The 13,036-nt window shown below is 61.3% G+C and carries 11 protein-coding genes, 1 tRNA gene and 2 rRNA genes (1 of these 14 running past the window's edge); 7 read left to right on the top strand and 7 right to left on the bottom strand.

Going from position 1 to position 13,036, the window contains the following annotated elements; translation table 11 throughout:
- The 3 genes from MU449_RS04450 to MU449_RS04460 all read left to right on the top strand — a co-directional run.
- Nucleotides 1-2,414 (top strand): 23S ribosomal RNA (locus MU449_RS04450) (it extends 450 nt beyond the left edge of the window).
- A gap of 110 nt (nucleotides 2,415-2,524) precedes the next feature.
- Nucleotides 2,525-2,639 (top strand): 5S ribosomal RNA (gene rrf, locus MU449_RS04455).
- Nucleotides 2,640-2,715: 76 nt separating this feature from the next.
- Nucleotides 2,716-2,792 (top strand) — tRNA-Met (locus tag MU449_RS04460).
- A 179-nt stretch (nucleotides 2,793-2,971) separates the two neighbouring features.
- On the opposite strand, the gene MU449_RS15855 is transcribed toward MU449_RS04460, so the two are convergent.
- A complete protein-coding gene (locus tag MU449_RS15855) occupies nucleotides 2,972-3,514 on the bottom strand; it encodes a hypothetical protein (RefSeq protein WP_342345640.1) in 543 nt (180 codons plus the stop codon).
- Complete coding sequence (locus MU449_RS15860) at nucleotides 3,511-3,795, bottom strand: hypothetical protein (RefSeq protein ID WP_342345641.1); 285 nt, start codon at nucleotides 3,793-3,795, stop codon at nucleotides 3,511-3,513. Before MU449_RS15860 ends, MU449_RS15855 begins: the two co-directional genes overlap by 4 nt.
- A gap of 87 nt (nucleotides 3,796-3,882) precedes the next feature.
- Between MU449_RS15860 and MU449_RS04470 the strand changes: the two genes are divergently transcribed.
- Together MU449_RS04470 and allB are read left to right on the top strand one after the other, a co-directional pair.
- A complete protein-coding gene (locus tag MU449_RS04470; RefSeq protein WP_244736799.1) occupies nucleotides 3,883-4,767 on the top strand; it encodes an ABC transporter substrate-binding protein in 885 nt (294 codons plus the stop codon).
- Entirely contained in the window at nucleotides 4,760-6,124 is a 1,365-nt protein-coding gene (allB, locus tag MU449_RS04475; protein ID WP_244736800.1) for an allantoinase AllB, read from the top strand. Before MU449_RS04470 ends, allB begins: the two co-directional genes overlap by 8 nt.
- Here allB and MU449_RS04480 read toward each other — a convergent pair.
- From MU449_RS04480 to MU449_RS04490, 3 genes are read right to left on the bottom strand one after another with little or no spacing between them, the layout of a single operon-like run.
- The gene (locus MU449_RS04480; protein ID WP_244736801.1) at nucleotides 6,112-7,125 is read right to left on the bottom strand and encodes an alpha-hydroxy acid oxidase; all 1,014 of its coding nucleotides are present in this window, start codon (nucleotides 7,123-7,125) and stop codon (nucleotides 6,112-6,114) included. The two genes, allB and MU449_RS04480, sit on opposite strands and share 13 nt — an antisense overlap.
- 21 nt (nucleotides 7,126-7,146) lie before the next feature.
- Nucleotides 7,147-8,688 carry an amino acid ABC transporter permease/ATP-binding protein gene (locus tag MU449_RS04485; protein WP_244736802.1) on the bottom strand — a complete coding sequence of 514 codons (1,542 nt, stop codon included), beginning with the start codon at nucleotides 8,686-8,688 and terminating at the stop codon, nucleotides 7,147-7,149.
- Nucleotides 8,689-8,738: 50 nt separating this feature from the next.
- On the bottom strand, nucleotides 8,739-9,629 hold the full coding sequence (locus MU449_RS04490) for a transporter substrate-binding domain-containing protein (RefSeq protein ID WP_244736803.1): 891 nt from the start codon (nucleotides 9,627-9,629) through the stop codon (nucleotides 8,739-8,741).
- A 162-nt stretch (nucleotides 9,630-9,791) separates the two neighbouring features.
- On the opposite strand from MU449_RS04490, the gene MU449_RS04495 reads away from it, so the two are divergent.
- Both MU449_RS04495 and MU449_RS04500 read left to right on the top strand, forming a co-directional pair.
- Nucleotides 9,792-10,505, top strand: coding sequence for a GntR family transcriptional regulator (locus MU449_RS04495; RefSeq protein ID WP_244736804.1), 714 nt, complete (start codon nucleotides 9,792-9,794; stop codon nucleotides 10,503-10,505).
- A gap of 61 nt (nucleotides 10,506-10,566) precedes the next feature.
- A complete protein-coding gene (locus MU449_RS04500; RefSeq protein WP_244736805.1) occupies nucleotides 10,567-11,679 on the top strand; it encodes a mandelate racemase/muconate lactonizing enzyme family protein in 1,113 nt (370 codons plus the stop codon).
- Nucleotides 11,680-11,694: 15 nt separating this feature from the next.
- Here MU449_RS04500 and MU449_RS04505 read toward each other — a convergent pair whose 3' ends face one another.
- Both MU449_RS04505 and MU449_RS04510 read right to left on the bottom strand, forming a co-directional pair.
- Nucleotides 11,695-12,651: a D-2-hydroxyacid dehydrogenase gene (locus MU449_RS04505; protein ID WP_244736806.1), complete on the bottom strand. Its 957-nt coding sequence runs from the start codon at nucleotides 12,649-12,651 to the stop codon at nucleotides 11,695-11,697.
- Complete coding sequence (locus MU449_RS04510) at nucleotides 12,648-12,989, bottom strand: Rid family detoxifying hydrolase (RefSeq protein ID WP_244736807.1); 342 nt, start codon at nucleotides 12,987-12,989, stop codon at nucleotides 12,648-12,650. Before MU449_RS04510 ends, MU449_RS04505 begins: the two co-directional genes overlap by 4 nt.
- Nucleotides 12,990-13,036: the final 47 nt, after the last annotated feature.

Below are 13,036 nucleotides of genomic sequence, written 5' to 3' on the forward strand. Positions count from 1 at the left end.
TACTCCTTACTGACCGATAGCGAACCAGTACCGTGAGGGAAAGGTGAAAAGCACCCCGACGAGGGGAGTGAAACAGTACCTGAAACCGGACGCCTACAAGCAGTCGGAGGGACATCAGTCCTGACGGCGTACCTTTTGTATAATGGGTCAACGACTTGGTCTTACGAGCAAGCTTAAGCCGCTAGGTGAAGGCGCAGCGAAAGCGAGTCTTAAAAGGGCGCATGAGTTCGTGGGATCAGACCCGAAACCAGGTGATCTAGCCATGTGCAGGATGAAGGTACGGTAACACGTACTGGAGGTCCGAACCAACACCCGTTGAAAAGGGTCTGGATGACGTGTGGCTAGGGGTGAAAGGCCAATCAAACCTGGAGATAGCTGGTTCTCCGCGAAAGCTATTTAGGTAGCGCCTCGGACGAATACCTGCGGGGGTAGAGCACTGCATGGATGATGGGGGCCCACAGCCTTACTGAGTCTAAGCAAACTCCGAATACCGCAGAGTACTATCCGGGAGACACACGGCGGGTGCTAACGTCCGTCGTGAAGAGGGAAACAACCCTGACCTGCAGCTAAGGCCCCTAATTCGTGGCTAAGTGGGAAAGCATGTGGGACGGCCAAAACAACCAGGAGGTTGGCTTAGAAGCAGCCATCCTTTAAAGATAGCGTAACAGCTCACTGGTCTAGATAAGCTGTCCTGCGGCGAAGATGTAACGGGGCTCAAGCCACGAGCCGAAGCTCAGGATGCATAGCGATATGCGTGGTAGCGGAGCGTTCTGTGATATAGAACGCTGTCTGTTCTGTTTAAGCGGGTCGCCGCGCTCAAGTAGCGTAGCGGTAGCGCAAAGCAGTGAAGACAATGTTCTGTCTGTGAAGCCGGGCCGGAAGGCATCCGGTGGAGAGATCAGAAGTGAGAATGTTGACATGAGTAGCGACAAACAGGGTGAGAGACCCTGTCGCCGAAAGTCCAAGGGTTCCTGCTTAAAGCTAATCTGAGCAGGGTAAGCCGGCCCCTAAGGCGAGGCCGAAAGGCGTAGTCGATGGGAACCAGGTTAATATTCCTGGGCCGTGAGATGGTGACGGATCCCGAGTGTAGTTTGCCCTTATCGGATTGGGTGAGCTGCTTAGGGGTTCCTGGAAATAGCCTCTCTATAAGACCGTACCCGAAACCGACACAGGTGGACTGGTAGAGAATACCAAGGCGCTTGAGAGAACCACATCAAAGGAACTCGGCAAAATGCCTCCGTAAGTTCGCGAGAAGGAGGCCCCACTTGCAGGCAACTGTGGGTGGGGGGCACAAACTAGGGGGTGGCGACTGTTTACTTAAAACACAGGGCTCTGCGAAGTCGCAAGACGACGTATAGGGTCTGACGCCTGCCCGGTGCCGGAAGGTTAAAAGGAGGGGTGCAAGCTCCGAATTGAAGCCCCGGTAAACGGCGGCCGTAACTATAACGGTCCTAAGGTAGCGAAATTCCTTGTCGGGTAAGTTCCGACCTGCACGAATGGCGTAACGATCTCCCCGCTGTCTCTGATGTGGACTCAGCGAAATTGAACTGTGTGTCAAGATGCACACTTCCCGCGGTTAGACGGAAAGACCCCATGAACCTTTACTATAGCTTCGCACTGGCATCAGGATTGTGATGTGCAGGATAGGTGGTAGGCATCGAAGCGGGGACGCCAGTCCTCGTGGAGCCATCCTTGAGATACCACCCTTCGCACTCTTGATGTCTAACCGCGGCCCGTTATCCGGGTCCGGGACCCTGCGTGGTGGGTAGTTTGACTGGGGCGGTCGCCTCCTAAAGTGTAACGGAGGCGCGCGAAGGTTGGCTCAGACCGGTCGGAAATCGGTCGTTGAGTGCAATGGCAGAAGCCAGCCTGACTGCAAGACTGACAAGTCGAGCAGAGACGAAAGTCGGCCATAGTGATCCGGTGGTCCCAAGTGGGAGGGCCATCGCTCAACGGATAAAAGGTACTCTGGGGATAACAGGCTGATGATGCCCAAGAGTCCATATCGACGGCATCGTTTGGCACCTCGATGTCGGCTCATCTCATCCTGGGGCTGGAGCAGGTCCCAAGGGTATGGCTGTTCGCCATTTAAAGAGGTACGTGAGCTGGGTTTAGAACGTCGTGAGACAGTTCGGTCCCTATCTGCCGTGGGTGTAGGAGACTTGAGAAGAGTTGCCCCTAGTACGAGAGGACCGGGGTGAACGAACCACTGGTGGACCAGTTATCGTGCCAACGGTAGTGCTGGGTAGCTATGTTCGGACAGGATAACCGCTGAAGGCATCTAAGCGGGAAGCCCCCTTCAAAACAAGGTCTCCCTTGAGGGCCGTGGAAGACCACCACGTCGATAGGCCAGAGGTGTAAGTGCAGCAATGCATTCAGCTGACTGGTACTAATTGCCCGATAGGCTTGATTTGATCCGGAAAAAGCCGGACCAAAAGCAACCACGACTTGAACACAGGATCAAAACGATCCCTGATGTTGTAAAACCCTCCCGGCAAACATGCCGGGACGGGGTCTTCCTCGGTTTGGTGGTCATAGCACGAGCAAAACACCCGATCCCATCCCGAACTCGGCCGTTAAGTGCCGTCGCGCCAATGGTACTGCGTCTCAAGACGTGGGAGAGTAGGTCACCGCCAAACCTAGAAAGACCCCATACTCTCAAACGATAATCCCTCTCTCGACACAAAAGTAGCGCTCCCACAAAAGCGCAACTCCCGCGGGATGGAGCAGCCCGGTAGCTCGTCAGGCTCATAACCTGAAGGTCGTAGGTTCAAATCCTACTCCCGCAACCACCGATACAGACCCCGAAGGATCAAACCCTTCGCTTCCAGCCCCGGCTTTCCGCCGGGGCTCTTTGCGTTGCGATGAACGGTTCCCCATCTGACCGTCATCCAAAGGACTTTCAGCAAGCTGAAGAATGCCCGCCAGATCGCCAATCAATTCCATATGATGGCCGCCGGGAGCACCCCTGTCAGGGATCATCCGCACCTCCGAAATCAGCCCTCGCAGGATCTCCGTCGCCTCCCGCTTCAGTCCCGGTGCCTGAAGGGACTCCGGATGATGTCCCCAGACGTGGTGTAGCTTGCGGTGGCCATCGGGTTTCTCGGTAGGGTCGGGTTGTGACCACCAACCTGAACCGAGGACTACACCCGATGACCAAGCCCATGATGGTGCCGCGCGAACTGACGGCTAGCACGATTTCAGGCTCCGGATTGTTCCAGGTAGAGATCGGATGCAGCCCGACATCCGCACCGGGTCCGACCGCGCTCAGGACCTGCGCCTTCGAAAAGACCTCGGCATCGGGGCCTATGCCGACCTCCAGATACTGCGACCATAACCCTTCGGCGATCAGCAGCGTTTTGACCTCTTGCGCCTCGGGACTCCCCGCGCGGATGTCGCGCAGGCTGTCGCCGATCAGCGCGCCCACGCGGGTTCTGATTGCAGCGGCGCGGGCGGGATCGCCTGCGGATTTTTCCTCGATCACGCGTTCGACCATGGATCGGGCAAAGGTCACGCCGCAGGCCTTGATCGCCTGAAGATCGCAGGGGGCAAGAAAGTGCAAAACGCTGGATCGATCGGGTTTCCTGCAATCGTATCGAGCGATCCGACGTCCGTGCCGGGGCATGTCGCAACATAGGCGGCAGGCGTGTCCATCTCGCAGATGTCGCGCACGGTCGGTGCGGTGCGAGACGTGATGTCAACGACGACGCCCCGGCGCACAGTCACCACAGATGGTCCCGCGACCTCGGGCCGCCAAATACGTCCAAGCCAGATACCATTCGGATCGTCGATCATTCCATCCCCCATATGTCGAAGAAGGTTGCGGCACGCGTCAGCCTTCTCTAGGAATGTAGTATTGTATACTAAGCTTCAGGGGCAACCATGATCTCGCGCGTGCTGACACTCAATCAAGGTGATCCAAGCGAGGCGAGGCTTTATTACCTGCCGCATCTCGTGGCCGAGGCGGCCGGTTTCTTCGCGGAAGAGGGGCTGGAGATCCGGTTGCTCACTGCGGCGGAGGGTGGCGATACCATCGCGGGTGGGCAGATCCCGTCGGTTCTTTCGGGAATGGCGGACCTGACCATCGGTGGGCCGATGGTAACAATGAAGATGGCTGAAGAAGGCACCCGGCTGGTCAACTTCTGCGCAGCCGTGCGCAGCAACCCGTGGTTCATACTCGGAGAAAAGCCAGAGCCGGATTTCGATCTGACGAAACTGGCAGGCCAGGTCGTGGTGGATGTGGCGCAGGTCGGCACGGCAGGATTCATCTTCGATGCGGTGATGGCCGAGCGTGGAATTGCGGCGATACGCATTGGTGGGGCCTTTCCGCACGGGGGCCACCGCTATGCCATCCACCATCTTCATGCCACTGCAAACGCAATTGCCGAACGGCGGATCGCGCCCTTGGCCGATCTTGCAGGTCCGACGGGCGGCGTTCCATGGAGCGCTTATATTGCACGGCCGGACACCATTGCAGCCATGCCCGAGAAGTTCGCCGCCTTTCGTCGGGCAATCGGTGCGGCGCTGACGTTGATCTCCATGGCCGAACCTGCGGAAATCGCTGCAATGATCGCGTCAAGCTTTCCCGATCACGGCATCGACGCGCTGACCATGGCCATAGCGCTCTATCGTGATGCCGATCTTTGGCCCGCCACGACCGCCATCCCGCGCGAGGATTTCGACCGCTTCGGTGCGTTGCTGATGCGCGCGGGGTGGTTGACGCGCATGCCCTCTTGGGCCGACCTGACGGAGACGAGCGATGCTTGACAGGATCATCACTGGCGCGACTGTCGTTCTGGACAGTGGTGCCACCCACGTTGATGTCGGGATCGCTGATGGCCGGATCGCGGGTCTTTATGCGGCCGGAGCCGCGCCCGATGCGGCGGATCGCCTGAAGGCCGAAGGCCTTGTCCTTATGCCGGGAGCGATTGACGCGCATACACATTTCACGGCCTCGCCGGACGGGGTGGAGGATGAGATCTTTGCCGGAACGCAAGGCGCGGCCGCGGGGGGCGTGACCACTGTGATCGAGATGCCGCATTCGCTGCCCCCCGCGATCGACCTCGCAGGATTTGCCGCGAAACATGCGCTTTGCGCGGCGAATGCCGCCGTGGATTTCGCGCTTTGGGCGGGGTTGGATGGGGTCAATGCGGGGCAGCTTCGGGCCCTGCACAAGGCGGGGGCCATCGGCTTCAAGGGGTTCCTTTGCAGCCCGCGTGCGGATGGTGCCGCCCCCGACCCAACGGCGCTTCCGGCCATCGGCGACCGCGCATTGCTGGAGGCGATGCGTGTCGCGGCCGAGATCGGAGCGCTGGTCGGCATCCATTCCGAAAACCACGACATCCTGCTTGCGGCACAGGCGCGTCTGCGGGCCGAGGGTCGTATGGACATGCGCGCCCATGCCGAAGCCGGGCCGGAACTGGCCGAGATCGAGGCCGTGCAGCGGCTGATCCTGTTTGCCGAGATGACCGGGGCAAAGACGCATGTCGTGCATATGGCCTCGGCCCGAGCGGCTGACCTTTTGAATGCGGCACGGGGGCGTGCGGATCTGACAGCGGAGACCTGTCTGCATTACCTCTGCCTCGACGAGGAGGACCTGGTGCGGATCGGTCCTGTTGCGCGGTGTGGCCCGCCCTTGCGCCCGCGTGCGGTCGCGGATGCCTTGTGGGATCGGGTGATGGCGGGCGCAATCGACATGATCGCCTCGGACCATTGCCCCTACGATCCCGCACTGAAACACAATAATCTCCCGGTTTGGGAGGCTGGCATGGGCCTGACCGGTATCGAGACCAATGTGCCTTTGTTGATGAGCGAGGGTGTGATCGCGCGGGGGTTGCCGCTGCACGCGTTCGCCCGAATGACCGCGACCGCGCCAGCCCAACGCTTCGGCCTGAAACAGAAGGGCGCGATCCGCATCGGGCTGGATGCCGATATGACGTTGTGGGACCTGAACGGCAGCACCACCGTGCGTGGCGACGCATTTCATGGTCGCGCGAAGTTCTCCGCCTTTGAGGGGACGGTGATGCGCGGGCAGCTTCGGCGCACGATCTTGCGCGGCGAAGATGTCTTTGCAGATGGCCACGATTTGGGGCGGCGCGGGCAGGGGAGGTTTCAGCGCGCCTGAACCTCTCCATCCCCCATCCAGAGCGTCAGGGCATAGAGCCCATCGATCATCCGGCGCAGAAACGCATCGACCGCCGCCTCGCCCCCACCCGTCAGGGCAGAAATCACGGGCCGGGTTGTAACCGCAAGATCTGCGCCCAGCAGGCGCGCAATCAGGATGTCCGCAGGATGGCGGATGCCGCCGTCGATCAGGATTTGGGCCTGCGGAACCGCCGCACGAACCCTTGGCAGCTGATCAAGCGCCGGGGCCCAGCGGTCGCTTTGACGCAGACCGATGTTGGACACGGCAAGACCGGCGGCACCTGCCTGCATCACCGGCATTGCATCGCCCGGATGCAGGACGCCCTTGACGATCAGCGGCAGCCGGGCGTCGTAGGCGGCTTGGACGGCGTCGCGCAAATCCTCTGCCCCCCAGATCGGGAGCGCTGGAAGTGGCGCAACGCCGATGGCGTTCGATCCGTCCAGCATCGTGCCGATGGTCTGCCAGCCACGTCGCCGCAGCTCTGCCCCGATGTCGAAGCCACCCGGGCGCTGACCGGGGCGCGGATGCGACGGGGCCATCAGGGTCAGGACGATGCCCACCGCCCCCGCATTTGCCGCACCCTTTATGATACGGGTCACGCGGTCGACCGAACCGGCGGCGCGCAACTGCAGCCACGTCTCGGGGTTGGCGGCGGTGATCTCGTCCAGCGGCGTCACGGTTTCCTCGGATACCACCATCGCAAGGCCCATGCGCTGCGTAGATCGCGCGACAGGCAGCAGGCCCTCGGGGTGAAAAACCCTGTCACCCGCAAAGGCGCCGATGACCAGCGGAGCCGCCAATGGGCGTCCCGCCAGCGACGCGCGCAGATCGGGCGGCTCTCCGCCGAACAGGCGTGGGACCAGCTCGAAGCGTTGGAAGGCCGCGACATTGGCATCCTCGACCCCAAGCGCGTCATCTGCCCGCCCGATCATGTAATCAAAGAGCGCGTGGCCCAGAGCATTTCGGGACGCTTCTGACATGGGAAGGTCATGGTGCGGCATTCAACGCTCCGTCGCGGGCTGCGGCAGAGCGGGGGGAAGGCGTTGCGGCTCGGGGGCATCGCGCACCTCCTCCTGCCGGAGATAGGCGGCAAAGGTTTCCGTCTGTGGTGCATCGAGGATGGAGGGCGGCCCGGATTCCACCAGCTTGCCATCCTTGAGGAAGACGATCGTATCCGCGACGCTGCGGGCGAACCCGACGTCATGCGTGCTGATGACCATTGTCAGACCGGTATCGGCCAACCCGCGGATGGTGGCGTTTACCTCGCGCACCAGTTCGGGGTCCAGCGCCGAGGTCGGCTCGTCGAACAGCAGCAATTGCGGATCGCTGGCAAGAGCACGGGCGATGGCGACGCGCTGTTGCTGGCCGCCCGACAGCTCGTGCGGCAGGCGGTAGGCGAAGTCGGCCAGACCGACCTGTGCCAGTGCGCGGTTGGCTGCGGCGCGGGCCTCGTCCTTGTTACGCTTTTGCACGATGGTCGGGATGCTCATCACGTTCTGTTCGGCGGTCAGATGGTCGAACAGAGCGAAGTTCTGGAAGACGATGCCGATCCGGGCGGCGATGCGGTTCTTCGTCAGCGCGCGGGGGCCAAGCGCCGCCCCGTGGGCGTTCTGTCCGATCAGCACGTCGCCGACACGGATGCTGCCCGCCTTGGACGGCACCAGCGCCATGATCGTCTTCAGCAATGTCGATTTGCCTGAGCCGGAGCGCCCCAGAAGCACCACCACCTCGGACCGTTTCACGACCAACGACAGGTCCTTCAGAACGGTCTTATTGCGATATGCGACCTCCAGATTGTGGATGTCCAGCATGCGCTCCGCTTGTCCCATCCTTGCCGGCTGGGCGGGGCTTTGCGTTGGCGCGGGGGGGCGGCGACGTGCGGCGCGATTGGCGCGGGACTCGAGGCTGACGCGGTTCTCGGCCCAGAACTGGCCGCCAGCCAGAACCGATGACATGATGATGTAGATCGCGCCCGAAGCCAGCAGCACCGGCAGAAACTGGAAATTCGTTGAAACGATGGTCTGCCCACGCATCGTCAGCTCCGCCACGCCGACGACCGAGGCGAGCGAGGTCGATTTCAGCAGGCCCACGCTTTCGTTGCCCAATGTCGGCAAGATCGCCCGCAGCGCTTGCGGGATCACGACATGGATCATCTCGGCCCGGCGGGAGAATCCGAAGGCCTGCGCCGCCAAACGCTGGTCGCGGTTCGCCGACATGATGCCGCCTCGAATGATTTCGGCGCAATAGGCCGTTTCGTTGATGGTCAGCGCCAGAAGGGCGCTCCAGAATGGAGACAGACGAATGCCGAATTGCGGCAGCACGTTGTAAAGGATGATCAGCTGCAACAGCACCGGCGTCCCGCGCAGAAGATAGATGTATGTTTTGACCGGATAGCGCATCCACCACGCGTTCGAGAGGCTGGCAAGCGCAAGGAAGAATCCGATCAGGATGCCGCCCGTCAGCGCCGCCACCATGAGCTGGATCGCGATGACTGCGCCTTCCCACAGATAGCCGAGTGTCAGGTAATGCAGGAAGTTGTCCATTCCACCGTCCTAGAAAGGGATTGCCCCCGCACATGGCGGGGGCGGGCAGGTCAGTTGAAGATTTCGACAGGGCGCTGGGCGTCGGCGCCTTGGCCCCACTTGTCCATGATCAGCTTCTGCACGCCAGAATCCTGGATCACCTTGATGCCGTCCAAAATCGCGGCCTGAAGTGCCTCGTTTTCTTTGGCAATGGGATAGCCGTTGCGGATCGGCAGATCGACGTCGAAGGCTTCTTCAAGGTTGGGATCGGCGGCGGCCAATCCTGCTGCGACCGCCTTGGAGGTCAGATGGATGTCGGCACGGCCCGATTGCACGGCAAGGATCGCGCTGTCGGTGTTCTGGACCAGCAGCACGTCGACGGCCGGGTTCCCGGCCTCGATGCATTTGGCGGTCTGCTCAGGGGCGAGCGTCGTCGCCTCGAAGGTGCCGGCGGCGGCAGAGATTGTCATGCCGCAAAGATCGTCCAGCGATTGCAGGTTCTTGGGGTTGCCCTTCGGCACCACGGATCCGTCCACCACCTGATAGGACGATACGAACGCCACCTGTTCCTGCCGTGCCGGGGTCACGTAAAGCGACGGGCCGATGTCCAGCCGACCCGACATGATCGAGGTGACCAGCACGTTGAACGCGCCAAGCTGGAAGGTGTAGTCAAAGCCAAGACAGGCGCCCAGACGATCGAACATGTCGGGGTCCAACCCCTCCAGATCCTCGGGGTTGCCGTCCACCGGCTGCTGGAAGCCTTTGTTATACCCGCCAAGGCCGACGCTCAACGTTTTGCCGACCAGATCGGGATGCTGTTCGCGCAAGGCGATACATGCCGGCATTTCGGTGAAATCGGCGGGGGCGGGCTTCAGCTCGTCCGAGGCGCGAGCGCTGGCCAGAACAGGCGAAAGCACCGTGCTTGCAGCAAGCAGTGCGGGGAGGATATTCGCAAGTTTCATCTGTGTTTCCCTGATGGATTTCGCACATTCCGCGTCTTGGGGCGCGGTAGGGTGCTGCGGCGTTCCTCGCCGATGTGTTGTAGCATTGTATACTATTATACTCTTGGCAAGAGTGGAATTTAGGCTTATCAAGAGAAAAGACGTCAGGGGAGCGAGCAGGCCATGCAGGTCACGACATCGGCAGAAGGGTGGACTGCGGCACGGCCGCGGACGTTGGTGGATCACGTGATCGACCAGATACTCTCCGCTGCGGCACGCGGCCTGATATTGCCTGGCGACCGGCTTGTCGAAAAGGATCTGAGCGCTTCGCTGAACATGAGCCGCGTGCCGATCCGCGAGGCGTTGCGGGTGCTGGAAAGCCAAGGTGTCGTGACAAGCGAGCCCTACAAGGGCATCCGTCTTATGGAAATAACGCAGGATCGGCTGTCCCAGATCCTGGATGTTCGCACAACGCTGGAAACGCTGGCCGCCACCCGCGCTATCGAGGCGGGTCGGAACGCAGGTGAGGCTCTGGCTCCGCTTCGCCGCTCGCTGCAGGAACTTCGTTTGATGGGCGAACGGGGCGAGGTTTTCAGTTTCGCCTCGGCCGATACGGCGTTCCACATGCAACTGGTCTGTCTTGGGGGCAACCAGCCGCTCGTCACGCTTTGGCAATCGCTGGCACGGCAATTGACCGTTATCATAGGGCTGGCGGTGAACAGCAAGGACATGAAGACCATCGTCTCAGAGCATGAACGGTTGCTGGACACCATCGCTTCGGGCGATTTGGCGGCCGTGCGCAAGGAGTTGACTGAACACATCATCACCGAGGGCATGAAGGTCGATTTCGACCTCCTGCACGCACGGCGGATGGCGGCGCAGATCACCGCCGCCTGACTCTCCCCCAGCAAAGACCAACAGGACAACATGAGGAGCGGCCTTGGCCGATTGACGACGCATGAAAATCACCGACATCGAAACCTTCTACCTGCGCCTGCCAAACGTGGAGGCCCGCACCGACAGTTCTCAGGACACGCTGCTGATCAAGGTCAGCACCGATGCCGGCATCGTCGGCTGGGGCGAGGTGGACAGCAGCCCCTCGGTCGTGCAGGCGATCATCGGCGCGCCTTACTCGCATACGATGGTGTCGGGGTTGAAGCGCCTGCTGATCGGCGAGAACCCGATCGAGACGGGGCGGCTTTGGGACAAGATGTATGACGCCACGATCTTCTACGGTCGCACGGGCGCGGTCCTGCAGGCGATGGCGGGGATCGACATCGCGTTGTGGGACATCAAGGGCAAGGCATTCAATCAGCCCATCGTGACTCTTCTTGGCGGGGCGCTGCGCGACCGCATGCGGGTCTATTCGTCCAATATGTTCCAGTTTTCGGTTCAAGATACCGTCGCCCGCGCCAAGGCGGCCGTCGATACGGGCCATACCGGCGTCAAGTTCGGGTGGGAGCCTTTCGGGCAGCATGAAAAGACCGACCTTGCCTATGTCGAGGCGATACGCATGGCCATCGGCGACGACGTCGATTTCATGCTGGATGTGGGCCACGCTTGGGACATGAAAACCGCGCTGCGCCGCGCCCGATTGTTTGAACCTTACAACCTGTTCTGGATCGAGGAGCCGCTTCATCCCGAGGATATCTCCGGCTATGGCAAGCTCTCGGCAGGGGCGCAGCAGCGTATCGCCGCGGGTGAGCAGGACAGTTCCGTCGCGCAGTTCGAACGGCTGATCGATGAAGGCGGCGTCGATGTTGTGCAGATCGACCTGACTCGCGCAGGCATCACCCAAGGCATCCGCGTGGCGAACTACGCGCTCAGCAAGGGGCGCAAGGTCTGCAACCACAACTTCACCACGGATATCAACACGGCGGCCTCGCTGCATTTCCTTTGCGCGATCAAAAATGCGCTGGTGATGGAGTATTGCGTGGAACCGAACGACATCGCCCGCAAGCTGGCGCTGAACCCCGTCAAGTTCGAAGACGGCTATGCTCTCCTGCCGTCTGAGCCAGGTCTGGGTGTAACCCCCGATCCCGCAATCATCGAGAAATATCTGGTGAAGTGAGGGGGCGCGCCCCCCTCAATACCCTTTCGTCGGGTCTACAAGGTTCACCAGCGTCTCGCCCGCGCGGAACCGGCGCAGGTTTTCGGCAAAGATCTCCATGCAGCGGTCAATGTAACCCTCATGGTCGTCGACGCTGCAATGCGGGGTCGCGATCAGACCTGGCCAATCCCAAGCGGGGTCGTCCTTGGGCATCGGCTCGGCGTGGAACACGTCCGAAACGAGGCCCGACAGCCGAGGAAGCGCCGCGCCTAGCGCGTCCTTGTCGAAGACCGCGGCACGGCTGACATTCACGATTCCGGCGCCGTCCGCCAGCAAAGCCAGCTCCACCGCCCCGACGACTCCCGTCGTCTCGGTCGTAGCGGGCAGGGTGTTGATCAAAAAGTCCGCGTCCGGCAGCACCTTCCTCAGTCTCTCAAGCGTCACCGCAGCCTCGACCGGGACCGCGCACGTTCCCGACCGGGTGACCGCGATAACGCGCATTCCGCGTTCATGCAAAAGGCGGATCGCCGCGCCACCGATTGCCCCCGCCCCAAGAATCACGGCGCATTTTCCGCGCAACGGACGCACGAAATCCTGCGCCCAGTCGTGTCGGGCTTGCGCGGCCAGAAAGGAGGGGATGCGATAGTTTAGCATCAACACCGCTGCGAGCACGAACTCCGCCCCTTTCTCCGAATGAACCCCCGACGCGTTTGTCAGCATGACATCAGGCGGCAGGGTCGGCAGATAAGCTTCGACGCCTGCCGAAATAACCTGAACCCAACGCAGATGGGGCGCGCGCTTGCGCAGCGCACCGATATCGACTTTGGCATTTGTCAAAAGGATGTCGGCCGGACCGATCTCCGCCGCCAGGCATGCCGGATCATGAGTGATGGTCAGGGGCGCAGAACCTGCAATACCACGCAGCCGCCCGGCATCGAAGCGCAGATCAGGCGATGCGGAACCGCTGTCGAGAACATGGATGCGCGAGGTCATGAGGCCTCCGGTGCGATGGCGGTGGCCTCGACCTCGATCAGCAGTATTTTCGGCTGGAGCGCGACGATAAGCGTTGATCGACAGGGGTAGGGGGCCGCGAAATACTGCTCGTATATCGCGTTCAACTCCGCAAAATCTTCGGCTCGGGTCAAGAAGCATGTCACCTTGATGACATCTGCCATCGTCACACCGGCCTGCTCGATCAGGGCGCGAATGTTGCGGAAAGCCTGATGGGCCTGTTCGGCAAAGCCCGGCCCCACGATTTGCGCCGTATCCGGATCGATGCCGACCTGACCCGAGGTATAGACCCAAGATCCGCGCCGCAGGGCGGGCGTCAAGGGGGCCGGACCAAGTGGCCGGGAATCCGGGGCATGGCCGGGATAGT

It is taken from the genome of Falsirhodobacter halotolerans (assembly GCF_022899245.1).
Classification (GTDB): Bacteria; Pseudomonadota; Alphaproteobacteria; order Rhodobacterales; family Rhodobacteraceae; genus Falsirhodobacter; species Falsirhodobacter halotolerans.